The organism is Aquihabitans sp. G128 (assembly GCF_019048865.1).
Lineage (GTDB): Bacteria > Actinomycetota > Acidimicrobiia > Acidimicrobiales > Iamiaceae > Aquihabitans.
Genome location: NZ_CP077604.1, coordinates 3,720,425 through 3,735,013, shown reverse-complemented (window position 1 = coordinate 3,735,013; position 14,589 = coordinate 3,720,425). Strand labels below are relative to the sequence as shown.

At 74.6% G+C, this 14,589-nt stretch carries 13 protein-coding genes and 1 pseudogene; 3 read left to right on the top strand and 11 right to left on the bottom strand.

Going from position 1 to position 14,589, the window contains the following annotated elements; all coding sequences use genetic code 11:
- Positions 1-3: 3 nt before the first annotated feature.
- Positions 4-1,347: an amidohydrolase family protein gene (locus tag KSP35_RS17910; protein WP_216997153.1), complete on the top strand. Its 1,344-nt coding sequence runs from the start codon at positions 4-6 to the stop codon at positions 1,345-1,347.
- Positions 1,348-1,391: 44 nt separating this feature from the next.
- Here KSP35_RS17910 and KSP35_RS17905 read toward each other — a convergent pair whose 3' ends face one another.
- The 4 genes and pseudogenes from KSP35_RS17905 to KSP35_RS26115 all read right to left on the bottom strand — a co-directional run.
- A complete protein-coding gene (locus KSP35_RS17905; RefSeq protein ID WP_216997152.1) occupies positions 1,392-2,588 on the bottom strand; it encodes a dienelactone hydrolase family protein in 1,197 nt (398 codons plus the stop codon).
- A gap of 50 nt (positions 2,589-2,638) precedes the next feature.
- A complete protein-coding gene (locus KSP35_RS17900; RefSeq protein WP_216997151.1) occupies positions 2,639-3,256 on the bottom strand; it encodes a phosphoribosyltransferase family protein in 618 nt (205 codons plus the stop codon).
- Entirely contained in the window at positions 3,256-4,086 is an 831-nt protein-coding gene (locus tag KSP35_RS24715) for a hypothetical protein (protein WP_254126837.1), read from the bottom strand. The genes KSP35_RS17900 and KSP35_RS24715 overlap by 1 nt, the downstream gene beginning before the upstream one ends.
- Positions 4,087-4,195: 109 nt before the next feature.
- Positions 4,196-4,360: pseudogene (locus tag KSP35_RS26115) on the bottom strand (Rieske 2Fe-2S domain-containing protein); the annotation flags it as partial.
- A 327-nt stretch (positions 4,361-4,687) separates the two neighbouring features.
- On the opposite strand from KSP35_RS26115, the gene add reads away from it, so the two are divergent.
- The gene (gene add, locus KSP35_RS17890) at positions 4,688-5,686 is read left to right on the top strand and encodes an adenosine deaminase (RefSeq protein ID WP_216997150.1); all 999 of its coding nucleotides are present in this window, start codon (positions 4,688-4,690) and stop codon (positions 5,684-5,686) included.
- Positions 5,687-5,919: 233 nt separating this feature from the next.
- On the opposite strand, the gene KSP35_RS17885 is transcribed toward add, so the two are convergent.
- The 7 genes from KSP35_RS17885 to KSP35_RS17855 all read right to left on the bottom strand — a co-directional run bounded on the left by KSP35_RS17885 (position 5,920) and on the right by KSP35_RS17855 (position 12,920).
- Complete coding sequence (locus tag KSP35_RS17885) at positions 5,920-6,891, bottom strand: nucleoside hydrolase (RefSeq protein ID WP_216997149.1); 972 nt, start codon at positions 6,889-6,891, stop codon at positions 5,920-5,922.
- Complete coding sequence (locus tag KSP35_RS17880; protein WP_216997148.1) at positions 6,888-8,447, bottom strand: MFS transporter; 1,560 nt, start codon at positions 8,445-8,447, stop codon at positions 6,888-6,890. The genes KSP35_RS17885 and KSP35_RS17880 overlap by 4 nt, the downstream gene beginning before the upstream one ends.
- A complete protein-coding gene (locus tag KSP35_RS17875; RefSeq protein ID WP_216997147.1) occupies positions 8,395-9,555 on the bottom strand; it encodes an aromatic ring-hydroxylating dioxygenase subunit alpha in 1,161 nt (386 codons plus the stop codon). Before KSP35_RS17875 ends, KSP35_RS17880 begins: the two co-directional genes overlap by 53 nt.
- On the bottom strand, positions 9,552-9,692 hold the full coding sequence (locus KSP35_RS17870) for a hypothetical protein (RefSeq protein WP_216997146.1): 141 nt from the start codon (positions 9,690-9,692) through the stop codon (positions 9,552-9,554). The genes KSP35_RS17875 and KSP35_RS17870 overlap by 4 nt, the downstream gene beginning before the upstream one ends.
- Before the next feature lie 47 nt (positions 9,693-9,739).
- Positions 9,740-10,822: an aromatic ring-hydroxylating dioxygenase subunit alpha gene (locus tag KSP35_RS17865; protein ID WP_216997145.1), complete on the bottom strand. Its 1,083-nt coding sequence runs from the start codon at positions 10,820-10,822 to the stop codon at positions 9,740-9,742.
- Between the two features lie 122 nt (positions 10,823-10,944).
- Positions 10,945-12,303 (bottom strand): diguanylate cyclase, encoded by a 1,359-nt coding sequence (locus tag KSP35_RS17860; RefSeq protein WP_216997144.1) that lies wholly within the window; start codon positions 12,301-12,303, stop codon positions 10,945-10,947.
- 194 nt (positions 12,304-12,497) lie between these two features.
- Positions 12,498-12,920 carry a Fur family transcriptional regulator gene (locus KSP35_RS17855; protein WP_216997143.1) on the bottom strand — a complete coding sequence of 141 codons (423 nt, stop codon included), beginning with the start codon at positions 12,918-12,920 and terminating at the stop codon, positions 12,498-12,500.
- Between the two features lie 118 nt (positions 12,921-13,038).
- On the opposite strand from KSP35_RS17855, the gene KSP35_RS17850 reads away from it, so the two are divergent.
- Positions 13,039-14,544, top strand: a complete 1,506-nt coding sequence (locus KSP35_RS17850; RefSeq protein ID WP_217002278.1) for a catalase — start codon at positions 13,039-13,041, stop codon at positions 14,542-14,544.
- The last annotated feature ends 45 nt before the right edge of the window (positions 14,545-14,589 follow it).

The window sequence follows — 14,589 nt, the reverse complement described above, 5'->3', positions numbered from 1 at the left end:
GTCGTGCTGATCACGGCCGACGCCGTCGTGTGCATGGACCCGCTCCGGCGGGTGCTGGCGCCGGGGTGGGTGCGGGTCACCGGCGCCGAGATCACGGCGGTGGGGTCGGGCCCGCCGCCGCTCCACTCGGTCGAGGAGCCGGTTCGCCACGCCGGGGTCCTGCTGCCCGGCCTGGTGAGCGCCCACCAGCACACGGTCGACTCGCTGCTGCGAGGCGCCGCCGTCCCCGGCACGTTCCTGGGCTGGCTGCTCGACACCCAGTACGCAGGGGTGGCGGCGCTGACCCCCGAGCAGCTGGGGCTGGCCACGTCGGTCGCCGTCGCCGCCTCGCTCTCGGGCGGCGTCACCACGCTCGTCGACTGCTGGGGCATCGACCACGGCACCGACGCCGGCCGGGCGCTGGCGGCCGCCGAGGCCTCGCTCGAGGCGCACCGCCGGTCCGGGGCCCGCGTGCTGTTCGCCCGGATGTTCGCCGAGCACGCGCCCGATGCCTGGCACGCCCGGCCCGGCTTCCCCATCGGCCGGGTGCTCGCGCCCGCCGCGGTCGCGCTCGACCAGGTGGTCACCCTCGCCGCCCGCCACCACCGGTCCGAGCAGGGCCGCATCCGGGTGGGGCCATCGCCCGAGCTGGGCGAGCTGTGCACCCCCGGTGCGCTCCGCGATGCGCTGGCCCTGGCCGGCGAGCTCGGCGTGCCGCTCCCCCTGCACCTCTGCGCCTCGCCCGAGAGCCGGGCGGCCTTCGGCCCGGCGGACCTGGCCGCGGCCGGCATCCTCGGCCCCCGCCTGCTCGCGGCGCACTGCACGGCGGTGGACCAGCACGACGTCGACGAGCTCGCCGGCGCCGGCGTGGCCGTCGCCCACTGCCCCACCTCCAACCTGGCCCTGCGAGGCGCCGTCACCCCGGTCGCCGCCTTCCGCCGCGCCGGCGCCACCGTCGGGCTCGGCCTCGACAACGGCTCGCTCAACCCCAGGCTCGACCTCCTCGGCGAGGCCCGCGCCGCGGTGGCGGCGTCGATCGGCCGACGGGACCCGGTCACCACCGACGACGTGCTCGCCATGGCCACCATCGATGGGGCCCGGACGGTCGGCCTGGACCACCTGGTGGGCTCCATCGAGGTGGGCAAGCGGGCCGACCTGGTGCTGCTCGACACCGGCGGGGACCACTGGTGGCCCCACGACTCGGTGGCCGAGGCCGTGGTCGGCCAGAGCCGGGTGACCGACGTGCGGACCGTCCTGGTCGACGGGCGAGCCGTGGTGGAGGACGGCCGCTGCCGCACGCTCCCGATCGACCGCGACGACGTGCTCGAGGCCGCGGCCACCAGCCGGGCGGTCCGCGGCCACGGCTGACCGGCGAACGCGGGCCCGACCGAGCCCGCGCCGCGTACGAGGTCTCAGCCGGGGTCGGCGGTGAGCGTCACCTTCGCCTCGGTGAAGGCCTTGGTGACGCCGGGCTCGAGCCCCACGGGGGCCTCGTCGATGCCGAAGGTCGAGCGCAGGAACGCCACGCTCAGGTGGTCGATGGCCGGGAAGGCCTTGACCGGATCGAGGTCGCCCTGCTCGCAGCCGTCGCTGGCCAGCCGGCTGAACTGGGCCGGCAGGTCGAGGCCGACCTCCTTGATGAGCCCGGCCAGGCCGCCGAGGTCGCGCCCGATGAGGCACAGGTCGGAGAACACCAGGTGGCCGGCCCCGTCGATCTTCACGAAGTACTTCGGCGCCGCCATGGCGGCGTAGACCTTCTCGCTCTCGGCGAAGGGGATGATGCCGTCGTCGGTGCCGGCCATGACCATGCCCGGCACCTTCGGCGTGGCGGGCGGCGCTTCGTCGCCCTCGCCCTGGAAGCCGACCGAGTAGGAGATGAACGCCTTCACCCGTGGCTCGGCGGTGGCCTCGGCGTAGGCCGCACCGGCCCCGGCCGAGTGGCCCACCACCGCCACCCGGTCGACGTCGAGCAGGTCGTGCAGCGGCGACTGCTCGCGCTTGGCGTCGCCGATGGCGGCATCGAGGGCGAGCGACAGCACCTTCGGGTCGGTCTGCTTGGGGACGCCCTTGGCGGCGACGCCGAGCAGGCCGCTCAGGCTGCGCTCGACGTGGTCCGGGGCCACCACCACGAAGCCCCAGGAGGCCAGGTGGGTCACGAGGTCGGCCGACTGCTCGGGGAAGCCGGCGTAGCCGTGGCTGAACAGCACCACGGGGAACGGGCCGTCGGTGGCCTGGTCGGCGCCGGGGTGGGCGTCGATCTCGTAGATCGGCCGCTTGTCGGCCGGGATCTTCGCCTGGAGCGCCGGCGACAGCAGGCTGGCGATGTCGAAGGTCTCCTTCGGCTGGTCCTCGGCGGCGTCCGCCGCCGGGTACCAGGCCACCACTCGCCGGCCGTCGGCCAGGGCGAAGGAGGTGGTGCCCACCTGGTGGGGGCCGTCGCCCTCGTAGGCGGCGTCGGTGCCGACGTCGGCCGGCTTCGTGGTGGTGGTCCCGTCGCCCTTGGCGGCGGTGGTGGTGGGCGTGCCGTCGCTGTCGCTGGAGCTGCAGGCGGCGAGCGAGCCGAGCAGGGCGAGGGCGAGGAGCGGGGCGAGGGCGCGACGTCGGAGCACGGCCGGGACCGTAGTGGGATCGCCGCTCGCGTGTCGGGTGGCGGGCGCGGTCAGGGGCTGGGCGCCCACCGGCCGTCCGCCGCCGGGGCGAACGTGGGGATGGACCCGAGCGGGTGGACGAGCGCAGCGTCGTCGCCGAGCACGTCGACCCAGCCGCCGTCCTCCACCAGCAGGCAGCCGATGCCCACCGCCTCGGCGCCCGCGGCGCGAAGGAGGCGCAGGCAGGCGGCGATCGATCCGCCGGTGGCGACGACGTCGTCGACCAGCACGACCCGCTTGCCGGCAACGGCCCCGATGCGGGCCCGATCGAGCAGCAGGGCTTGGGAGCCGGTGGTGGTGATCGACGACAGCGGCTCGCGGAGCGCGTCGCCGAGGTGGATCTTCGCCGTCTTCTGCAGGACCAGGTAGTCGTCGAGGCCGAGGGCGCGGCTGACCTCGATGGCCACCGGGATGCCGAGCGTGGCCGCCGTCGCCACGACCTCGGGCTCGAGCGGCGCCAGCCGGTCGGCCAGGTCTGCGCCCGCGGTGGCGGTGAAGGCGACCCCTCGGTCGATCGTCATCAGGAGGGCGATGGCCACGCCGTCGGCCACCGGCACGATCGGCAGGTCGAGCTCCTGCGAGCCGATGGCCACCCGGTGGTGCTGGCCCGACGGCACCCCGACCGGCATCAGCGCCGGGCCTCGGCCACCGCGTCGGCCGACACGTGGGCCAGCCCGGCGGCCGAGGTCGCATCGACCACCGGCGTGCCGGCGTGGGGCTCGTCCACCACCGAGTCGGCCGCCGAGGCGGCCGGGAGGTCGACCACGACCTCGGCCGGCTCGGCAGCGGTGGCGCGGAGCAGGTCGCCCAGCACCCGCCGCCACGCCACGCTCAGCTTGTCGCCGCGCGTGTGGCACTCGGTGGTGTCGAGGTGGACCTGCATGGCGGCGTAGCGCTCGAGGATGGCCAGGTCCTCCTCGAGGATGCGCAGCTCGTCGTCGATGGTCGACGCGATGCGGGCGGCGTCACCGCCCAGGTCGTCGCGCGCCATGAGCTTGTAGATGCGGGTGCTGGTGGCCGTCTCGGGCTGGCAGCAGAAGAGGATCGAGAACGTGGCGCCGGTGACCGGGAACGCCAGGCGCAGGTACACCGAGTAGCCGGCGGTGCCCTGCTTCAGCAGGCGCTGGGGCTGCACCTCGGGGTGCTCGCCGGTGGCCACCAGCGGGTCGTCGAAGTTCTTGTACCAGGTGTCGAAGGTCGTCTGGACCTGCCACCCGTCTCGCTCGACGGGCTCGTTCACCACCAGCGACGCCTCGTCGGTGCCGAACGTGCCGGTGTGCACGAACGGGAAGTGCGAGGCGTCGAGGAAGTTGTCGACCAGCTGGGCGGCGCTCGTGGGCGAGCGCCGGGGCTCGTTCCAGAAGCCGTCGAAGCCGTCGAGGCCCCACTCCACGAAGTCCGGCAGGGGCGCCAGCGGTTCGTCCGGGGCCAGCCACACCAGGCCGTAGGCCTCCTGCACCCCCCACGCCGGCACGAGCCGGGCTCGGGGCGGGAGGTGCGCCCCCCTCGCCCAGCGCCGGGATGCTGGTGCAGCCGCCGTCGGCGGCGAAGGTCCACCCGTGGTAGCCGCAGCGCAGGCCCAGGTCGGCGTCGACCGAGCCGATCGAGAGCGGCGCGAGGCGGTGCGGGCAGCGGTCCTCGAAGGCCACCACCGCCCCGTCGAGGCGCGCCAGGACCCACGGCTCGCCCAGCAGCCAGACCTGGTGGGGCCGATCACCCAGCTCGTGGGCCATGGCGACGGCGTGCCAGGCCGAGCGCAGCGCCGGGGTGGTGTTGTCGATGGTGGTCACGGAGGCCTCCGGTGGTCGACGGCCGTGGCCCCGCTCGTCGCGAGGCAGCGGTACGGCTCCGGCCACGATCCCGAGTGTGGGCTCCCTCGTCGCCCGGTTCAACAGTTCGTCAAGGTTGTTCACGCGCCGTTGACAGGCTCCGGGCCCCCGCAAGGCCCCGGTGACCTGGTCACGGAGCGTCCTTCTGCGGGTTCGGAGCGTCACGCGGCGTTGACACAACCGCGCACCGTCCGCAACGCCACGGAAACGGTCCGTCCGTACGTTGGCACCATGCGTCACCTCGCCGCGCTGCCCAAGGCCCACCTGCACGTCCACCTCGAGGGGGCGATGCGGCCGGCCACCCTGGCCGAGCTCGCCGCCGAGGCCGGCGTGCCGGTGCCCCAGGTGCGCGGCTTCGGCACCTTCGGCGCCTTCGCCGAGATGTACGTCGCGGCGTGCGCGGTGCTCACCAGCGAGGCCAGCCTCCGGCGCCTCGTCGACGAGGTGGTGGCCGACGCCGCCCTCGCCGGCGCGGTGTGGGTGGAGCCCGCCACCTACATCCCGCAGCACCGCGAGCTGCTCGGCCCGGACGAGCACGTGCTGGAGGTGATCCTCGACGAGCTGGTCCACGCCGGCACCCGCCACGGCATCGGCACCGGCCTCCTGATCGCCGCCGACCGCACGCTCGACCCGGCCGACGCCGTGGCCCAGGCCCGCCTGGCCGTGCGCCACGCCGCCGACGGCGTGGTCAGCTTCGGGCTCCACAACGACGAGACGGGGTTCCCGCCCGAGCCCTTCGCCGAGGCCTTCGACATCGCCCTGGCCGGCGGGCTGCTCTCGGCCCCGCACGCCGGCGAGCTCGAGGGGCCGGCCAGCGTGGTCGGTGCGCTCGAGGCCCTCGGCGCGCACCGCATCCAGCACGGGGTGCGTGCCGTCGAGGACCCGGACCTGGTGGTGCGGCTCGCCGCCGCCGACGTGTGCCTCGACGTGTGCCCGTCGTCGAACGTGCTGCTGGGCGTGTTCCCGTCGATCGCCGACCACCCCCTCCCCGACCTGCTCGCCGCCGGCGTCAGCTGCTCGCTCAACGCCGACGACCCGCTCCTCTTCGGCCCCGGCCTGCTCGAGGAGTACGTCCTCTGCCGCGACGAGATGGGCCTCACCGACTGCGACCTCGCCGCCATCGCCCGCAGCTCCATCCGAGCCAGCGGCGCCCCCGACGCCCTCAAGGCCCGCGCCGACAACGCCGTCGACCTCTGGATGGCCGCCGACGCCGAAGACGCCGTCGCCTGACCCGCCCCTCCAGACCCCTCCGGCCATACCCCTCCCCTGCAACTTGTGGGCCCAGGGCGCTGGAGACGGCAGCCTCAGCCCACAAGTTCGAAGGGGGGCGATCGAAGGTCGTGCCCCTCCCCTGCAACTTGTGGGCCCAGAGCGCCGAAAACGGCAGCGTCAGCCCACAAGTTCGAGGAGGGGGGACGCGAGGTTGCGGTGGCGGGAAGCGGGCGCGCGTGCGCGCCGGCTGGTCAGAGGAGGGAGCGGACGGCGTGGCGGAAGGGGGCGGGGTCGACGCCGAGGGCGACGCGCCAGGGGGCGAAGCCGGGGGTGGCGGACTCGGGGACGGGGCGGCGGTCGGCCACCGTGGTCCCCCAGGCCGCGCTGCCGCCGGTGTCGACGGCGAGGGGGTAGGTCGGGGCGTCGGTGATGACCGGCACCTCGGCGGCGGCCAGCACGGCCAGGAGGTCGTGGCAGGGGAACGTGCCGGGCGGGGTCTGGGCCACCGAGTCGTAGAAGGCGGCGTAGCCGGCGAGGGCCTCGGCCAGGAAGCGGCCGGCGACGGTGGCCGACGAGCGGGCGGCGGCCAGCTCGTCGTCGGCCGAGAGCAGCGCCTGCATGGTGACGTCGAGGCCCACCAGCAGCGGTGGCTGCTCGGTGCGCCAGCCGCCGTCGACCACCCGGGCGGCAGCCAGCGGGTCGTGGCCCACGTTGGCCTCGGCGAGGGGCAGGGCGTTGCCGCCGGCCAGCACCGAGCCGCCCATCACGGTGAGCGAGCGGTAGCCGGCGGCCAGCGCCGGCTCGGCCTCGAGGGCGCGGGCCAGGGTGCTGAGCGGACCGATGGTCACCAGGTCGAGCTGGCCCGGCTGCTCGGCGGCGAGGCGGGCCAGGAGCTCGGTGCCGGGCTCGGCCACCGGCACGATGGCGCCGGTGGACCATCGGTGCGCACCCCCACCGAGGCCGTCGACGCCGTGGACGTGGGTGGCGGTGGTGGTGAGCGGGGTGGGGCCGACGTGGTCGGCGGCACCGAGCGCCACGGGGATCTCGGGTCGACCGGCGGCGTGGAGCAGGCGGCACAGGTTGGCCGCCGCCTGGTCGCGGTCGACGTTGCCCCAGGTGGCCACGAGGGCGACGACCTCGACGTCCGGCGCGCCGAGCGCCCACCAGAGGGCGACGGCGTCGTCGACGCCGCCGTCGGTGTCGATCACCAGGCGGCGGGTCACGGCTGCTCCTCGGAGGGTGGGGCGGGCATGGCGACGGCGGCACCGACCGGCGCGACGGCGACCGGGGCCGTCGAGCCGGCGTCAGCGGCCGACGGGCGACCAGCAGAGGTGCCCTGGGTGCGGCGCAGCACGACCGCAGCGGCGAGCACCAGCAGGCCGACCGCCACCAGCAGGGGGGCGTGCAGCGCAGCAGTGAAGTGCTGCCGAGCAGCGGCGCCGGCCGGTCCGACCAGCCGATCGGGAGCGACCGAGCCGACCCCGCCGGCGGTCACCGCGAGCACGGTGCCCATCACCGCGATGCCGAACGCCCCGCCCGCCTCGACGATGGTCTCGTTGACCCCGGCGGCCTGGCCGGCGTGCTCCGGCGGCACCGAGCCCATGATCAGCTCCACGGCCGGCGGGCAAGCCAGGCCCACGCCGAAGCCGGCCACGGTGACGGCCAGCAGCACGGGCAGCACGCTGCCGTGGAACAGGGCCCCGGTGGCCAGCGCGCCCGCCAGGACCAGCAGCCCGACGGCCACGGCCCGGCCCTGGCCCAGCCGGCCGACGAGCCGGGTGCAGAGGAGCGAGCCGATGAGCACGGCCGCGGCGTTGGGGGCGAAGCACAGCCCGGCAGTGAGCGGCGAGAGCCCCCGCACGCCCTGGAGCCACTGCGTGAACACGAACTGGGCGCCGAACACGCTGAAGAAGATGACCGGCACGGCCACCATGCCCGCCTGCATGCGGTGGTCGGCGACCGCAGCGGGCGCGAGCAGCGGGTGCGGCGTGCGCCGCTCCCACCAGGCGAAGGCGCCCAGCAGGGCCAGCCCTGCGGCGATCGAACCGATGACCACCGCCGAGCTCCACCCCCGCTCGCCGCCCTCGATGCAGGAGAAGAGCAGGAGGGCGAGCGCCGCGGACCAGATGAGCGAGCCGGCGACGTCGACCGGCGGGGTGGCGGGATCCTTCGACGTGGGCACCAGCCGAGCCGCGGCCACGAAGACCGCCAGGCACACCGGCACGTTCACCAGGAACACCGAGCCCCACCAGTAGTGGTCGAGCAGGAAGCCGCCGACGACCGGCCCGGCGGCGCCGGCAATCCCGGACACGCCGGACCACAGGGCGATGGCCCGCCCGCGCTCGTGCTCGGGGAAGACGTTGCCCAGGACCGCCAGGGTGGCCGGCATGGTGGCGGCACCGCCGATGCCCATCAGGCCGCGGGCCACGGTGAGCTGGCCGCTCGTGGCGGCGAAGGCGGCCCCCGCCGAAGAGGAGCCGAAGATGACCACCCCCACCAGGAGCAGGCCCTTGCGCCCGAAGCGGTCGCCCAGGCCGGCCAGCGGCAGGAGCAGGGCGGCCAGCACCAGGCTGTAGGCCGCGGTGATCCACTGCAGCGAGGTCTCGTCGGCCCGCAGGGCTTCGCCCACGCTCGGCACGGCGACGGAGAGGATGGTGTTGTCGAGCACCACGATGCACAGGGCCGCGCACAGCACCGCGAGGATGCGCCAGCGGTCCGGGTGGCCCTCATGCGGAGGCGGCAGCGCCTTCGGGGTGGAGGGATCCGTCGGCGGGTTCATCGCTGCTGCTCTCTGCCGGGAGCGTCCCGGTGTCAGCCGCCCCTTCGGCGGCGGGCCCTGCGACTGGCGGGGCGATCAGGGTGGCCTGGGCCACGAAGTCCTTGAGGATACGGCGCAGCTCGACGGTCATGCGATCCGCTTTGACGTGCACCTCGGTCGTGAGGTCGAGCGGGATCGACCTCTGGGCGAAGGCCTCCTGCACCACGAGGTCCTCGGCGGTGACGGCGTGCTCGAACTCGACGGCGGCGGCCAACCGGGCCTCGTCGCCGTCGAGGTCGTCGCGGTGGACCGAGGCGTAGAGCGTGACGTGGTCGGCGTCGACCGGCTGGATGAAGAAGGTGATGACGTTGCACCCGCCGGCCTCCTCGTAGTCCATGCGCAGCCAGGCGGCGAAGGGCGCGGTGTAGCGGTACCGGGCGTGGCGCGTCTGCAGCAGGGGCCGCTCGCCGCTGGCCACGCCCGGGTCCTCGCGGTGCGGGAAGACCTGGGCGGAGCGCATGGTGAGCGAGAGGCCGTCGCGCTCGAGGACCACCTCGCCGATCTCGGTGGCGTCCTCGACGCCGATCGTGGCGGCGTGCACGAACGGGAAGTGGGCCACGTCGAGGAAGTTGTCGACCATGGACCCGGCCCCGGCCCGAGCGGTGATCACCGGGAGGTGGCCGGTCTGGAAGCGGTCCAGCTCGTCTGCGGCGATCGGCGGGTCCGGGAGCGCGGTGACCGGCTCCTCGGGCGCCAGCCACACCAGCCCGAGGTGCTCGGTCACGCCGAACGGCGTGCGGGCGCGCGAGCGGGGCGGCAGCTTGGCGCCCGCCCCCAGGGCGGGGATGTCGGTGCAGGTGCCGGACGCCTCGAAGCACCACCCGTGGTAGCCGCAGCGCAGCACCTCTCGCTCGCCGACGGTGTCGACGTGGCCGAGCGAGAGCGGGGCCAGCCGGTGGGGGCAGACGTCGGCGTAGGCCGCCAGCTCCCCGTCGAGGCGGACCACCACCCAGTCCTCGCCGAGCAGGGTGACCTTGCGGGGCCCGTCGCCCAGGTCATCGACGCGGCCCACGGGGTGCCAGGCCCGGCGCAGCGACGGGTCGACGTTGGTCAGCACGGCGGGGATCACGCCGCCACCTCGAGCTCGGCGGCATCGGCGTCGACCTCGACCACGACCACGGCCACGGGGGCCGGCCGCTGCGGGGCCCCGGCCGGGCGATGGCGGTCCACGTCGGGGTTGTTGCGCAGGTGGTCGGTGGGCTCCATCGGGGCGGTTCCTCCTCGTGACGGGCGGGTGGGCCGGCGGGCGGGCATCAGCCCTGGACGCGCTGTTCGCCGAGGGCGCGCGCCGAGGCCAGGACCGCTGCCAGCTCGGTGCCGTCACCGGCGTTGGCGGCCACCAGCTCGCGCAGCCAGCGCCGGTACTCGATCGAGACGCGATCGGTGCGGACCGACAGCTCGAAGGTCGGGTCCAGCGAGAGCTCGGGCGGGTCCTGGTTGGTCACCAGCGGCTCGTCCTCCCGCAGGACCAGGGCCTGGAAGTCCATGTGCGGGCCGTCGTCCTCGTCGTGGCGGTCGTCGCGGGACACGAACCAGAAGGTGCGGCACGAGCCGTCGTCGACCGGGGACGCGGTCATCCAGAGGTTGCGCCGGGCGCCGTCGGCCAGCTCGAAGTCGATGCTGACCGAGAGCGGGATGGGCATGCGGTAGCGGGAGAAGCCGAACAGGGCGGTCTCGTCGGTCTCCATCTCCGGCGGGTCGTACTCGAAGCGCAGCTCGCCGTCCTCGCGGCGGATCCGTGGCAGCGGCGGCACCGGGGTGTCCCGACGCCCGAGGCTGCCGTCGTGCACCCAGGCGAAGTGGGCCAGGTCCACGAAGTTCTCCACCCGCCGAGGGGCGCTGACCGGCCAGGTGTAGGGACCGCCGGCCACGACCTTCATGCTGGCGTCCGCCCAGGCGGGGCAGGCGGGCACGACCGTGTCGGCCGAGCCGTCGAGGCGGACCCAGACCAGGCCGTACGCGATCTGCGTGTCGAAGGCCGGGATGCACGCACGCGGCGGGATCGGGCCGTCGGGCATGGAGGGGATCTCGACGCAGCGGCCGGCGGCGTCCCAGCGCCACCCGTGGTAGCCGCAGCGGAACGCCCCGTCCTCCACCCACCCGACGCTGAGCTTGGAGGAGCGGTGCAGGCAGCGGTCGGCCACCGCGCCGATGCCGCCGGCGCCGAGGTCGGCCACCGCCAGGCGACGACCGAGGAGGGTGACGGCGAGAGGGTGGGGCGCCGCGGCCTCGAGCTCCTCGATGGTGGCGACGGGGTGCCAGAAGCGCTCGAACAGCCGGGTGAGGTCGGACGGCCCGGCGGGCTCGGACGAGACGGTGAGCGAGGACGTGGGCACGGTGATCGGTCTCCTGGGACCGGTCCACGGACGACCGGTCGGCGTGCTCCACCGTCGCCCGGCTTCAACAAGTTGTCAACGCGTCGACCGTTGCCATCGCGTGAACTGCCGTGGCCCGCGACTCAGGACCGGTGGACCGCCGCCGCCGGCTGGTGGAGGCGCCCGGCGGCCACGGGCGCACCGAACGCCGGACCCAGGCCCAGGTCGCAGCCGAGGTCGCGCGCCCTGGCCTCGGTGGCGAGGTCGCCGATGCCGTCGGCGGCCACGACCAGGCCGAGCCGGTGGCCGAGCGCGGCGACGGCGTCGAGGACGGCCGCTGCCCGGTCAGCGTCGCCTGCAGCCGACGGCGAGGACAGGTCGAGCTTCACCGTCTGCGCCGTGACCTGGACCAGCGAGGCCAGGGGCGCCGCCTCATCGCTGAACCCGGCCAGCGTGACGGCGAACCCCCGCTCGTGGAGCGCGGCCAGGTTGGCGCGCGCCGGCGCCTCCTCGACGGCGGCCGCCGAGACCTCGAGCACGAGCACCCCGGCCAGGCCGACGGCGCGCTCGCCGAACCAGTCGCCGAAGCCGGGCTCGCACAGCTCGAGGGGCGGCACCGCGACGGTGATCGGGAGCTGGCCGCCCGTGCGCCGCCACGCGTCGGCCTGGTCCGCCACGAGCTGCAGCACCCGTTCGCCCAAGCGCTCGACCAGCCCGGCCGGCGCAGCGACGGCCAACAGCTCACCGGCCTCGACGTCGCCCAGGGTGGGGTGGTCCCACCAGACGCTGGCCTCGACCCCGACCACCTGGCCCGACCGCAGCACCGTGAGGGGACGGAACCGCAGCCCGAGCGCGTGGTCGGCCAGCGCGGCGTCGAGCCCGGCGGCGAGCGCTGCGTGGCGGGCGGCCTGGGCGCGCAGCGGCGCATCGAGGGAGGTGGTCCGGCCGGTGCCGGCCCGCTTCGACGCACGGAGCGCCACCCCCGCGTCGCGCAGGGCCGCCGCCGGATCGGTGACCGGGGCGACGCCGGCCGACCCGGAGAGCCGGCCGGCGAAGCCGATGGAGCCGAGCGCGCGGAGCACCGCCGCTGCGCACCGGGCCGCGACCCCGATGGCGTCGGCATCCGGAGCCGCCGGGACGACCAGGGCGAACTCGTCGCCTCCCAACCGGGCGAAGGTCGCCTCCGACGGCACCAGCGGCGCCGCCACCTCCGCCACGGCCTGGAGCAGGCGGTCCCCGACGGCGTGGCCGAGCCGGTCGTTGACGCGCTTGAAGCCGTCGAGGTCGAGCACGGCGATGGCCCCGCCCTGCGCCGACGCCACCGCGAGGTCGAACGCCCGCCGGTTGGGCAGCCCGGTGAGCGGGTCTTCCAGCGCCTGGCGGGTGAGCTCCGCGACCAGGTCCGAACCCCTGGTCGGCGCAGCGGCGTCGGGCGCTCGGCGCGACCCGCCGTCGGTCCGCCAGCGGTGCGGCACCGGCCGTTGCGTGCTCCGTCCTGCCACCGAGCGCTCCTCCTCCCGACGCCATCCGGGGAGGACGGCCGACCCTCGCGATCAGAGGCCGGGCCCGGCGAGCGGGCTCCGGCCACGCAGCGTCGGGCTCCGAAACCGTTCCGCCCGGCTCGGGACCTCCCGCTGCGCCCGTGTGGGACCGCAGCCCAGGACGATCATGACGGCCCCGGCCCGGAACCACCCGTTCAGGTCGGGCGAGCAGCGCAGCCGGGGCACGTGCCCCGGTAGGTGACCTCGACGTGGTCGACCTCGAAGCCGTGCCGAGCGCCCGTGGGCAGCCCGCCGATCGCGCCGTCGGCCACCGGCACGTCGAGGATCAGGCCGCAGGAGGTGCACACCAGGTGGTGGTGGTCGACGTCGCTGTTCGGGTCGTAGCGCTTGGCCCGCCCTTCGAGCGAGACCTCGCGCACCTCGCCCAGCGCCACCAGCTCGCCCAGCGTGTTGTAGACGGTTGCCCGGCTGATCTCGGGGAGGACGCGGACGGCCCGGGCGTGGACCTCGTCAGCCGTGAGGTGCACGTGCTCGCCCGCCAGCACCTCGGCCACGGCGCGGCGCTGCGAGGTCAGGCGCCAGCCCTGGTGGCGGAGGCGGGTGAGCAGGTCGGTCACGCTCCCGATGGTACCGGCGGCACCGCCGGATCGGAAGAGTTCCAGGTCGGGGGTTGTTCTGAACTTGGACGAAGTCCAGACTAGGGTCACTGCCCCGCACCCTCCGGAGATGGAACCCATGAGCGAGCGCCCCACCCTCACCACCGAGACCGGCACGCCGGTCACCGACAACCAGCACTCGGAGACCGCCGGCGCCGGCGGCCCGGTGCTGCTCCAGGACCACCACCTGATCGAGAAGCTGGCCCACTTCAACCGGGAGCAGATCCCCGAGCGCATCGTGCACGCCGTGGGCATCGCCGCCTACGGCGAGCTCGAGGTGACCGAAGACGTCAGCCGGTACACCAAGGCCAAGCTGTTCCAGCCCGGCGCCAAGACCGAGGTCTTCGCCCGCTTCTCCACCGTCGCCGGCTCCAAGGGCGCCCCGGACACGGCCCGGGACCCGCGGGGCTTCGCGCTGAAGTTCTACACCGAGGACGGCAACTACGACCTGGTGGGCAACAACACCCCGATCTTCTTCATCCGCGACGCCATCAAGTTCCCCGACTTCATCCACTCGCAGAAGTACGACCCCCGCACCAACCAGCAGGAGCCCGACAACGTCTGGGACTTCTTCGGCCTCCACCCCGCCACCACCCACCAGTTCACGTGGCTCTTCGGCGACCGGGGTCGCCCCAGCTCCGTGCGCCACATGGACGGCTTCGGTTCCCACACCTTCCAGTGGGTGAACGCCGAGGGCGAGGCCGTCTGGGTGAAGTACCACTTCAAGACCAACCAGGGCATCGGCTACTTCACCAACGCCGAGGCCGAAGAGGTCGGCGGGCGCAACCCCGAAGCCCACCTCCAGGACCTCCGCACCTCGATCGAGGCCGGCGAGTTCCCCAGCTGGAGCGTCGAGGTGCAGATCATGCCCTTGGCCGACGCCGCCACCTACCGCTTCAACCCGTTCGACCTCACCAAGGTCTGGTCGCAGAAGGACTACCCCCGCATCAAGGTCGGCACGATGACCCTGAACCGCTGGCCGGAGAACTACTTCGCCGAGGTGGAGCAGTCGGCGTTCAACCCGGCGCACTTCGTGCCGGGCATCGGTCCCTCGCCGGACAAGATGCTCCAGGGCCGGCTGTTCGCCTACGGCGACGCCCACCGGTACCGCCTCACGGGCAACGCCAACCTGCTGCCGGTGAACTCGGCCAAGCGGGCCACCGTCGCCAACTACCGCCGCGACGGCATCATGCAGTTCACCGACAACGGCGGCGGCAGCAAGAACTACGAGCCCAACTCGTTCGACGGCCCGGTCGAGACCGGCCAGGAGCTCTACGCCCCGCTGGCCTCCGACGGCGGCAGCGGCCACTTCGCGTACGAGCACCACGCCGACGACGACGACTTCCGCCAGGCCGGCGACCTCTACCGGCTCCTCGACGCCGACGCCAAGGACCGCTTGGTCGACAACATCGCCGGCTCGCTGGCCCAGGTCTCCCGCGACGACATCATCGAGCGGGCCGTCGCCAACTTCCGCAACGCCGACGCCGAGTACGGCGCCCGCGTCGAGGCGGCGGTGAAGGACCTCCGCTCCGGCGCCCTGGCCGACCCCGCGGCCAACGTCCCCGAGAAGACCGCCGGCTTCTGACCCCGGGGGGGGGCCGCGCCCTCCTCCCCCGTCCGTCCCCCTCTC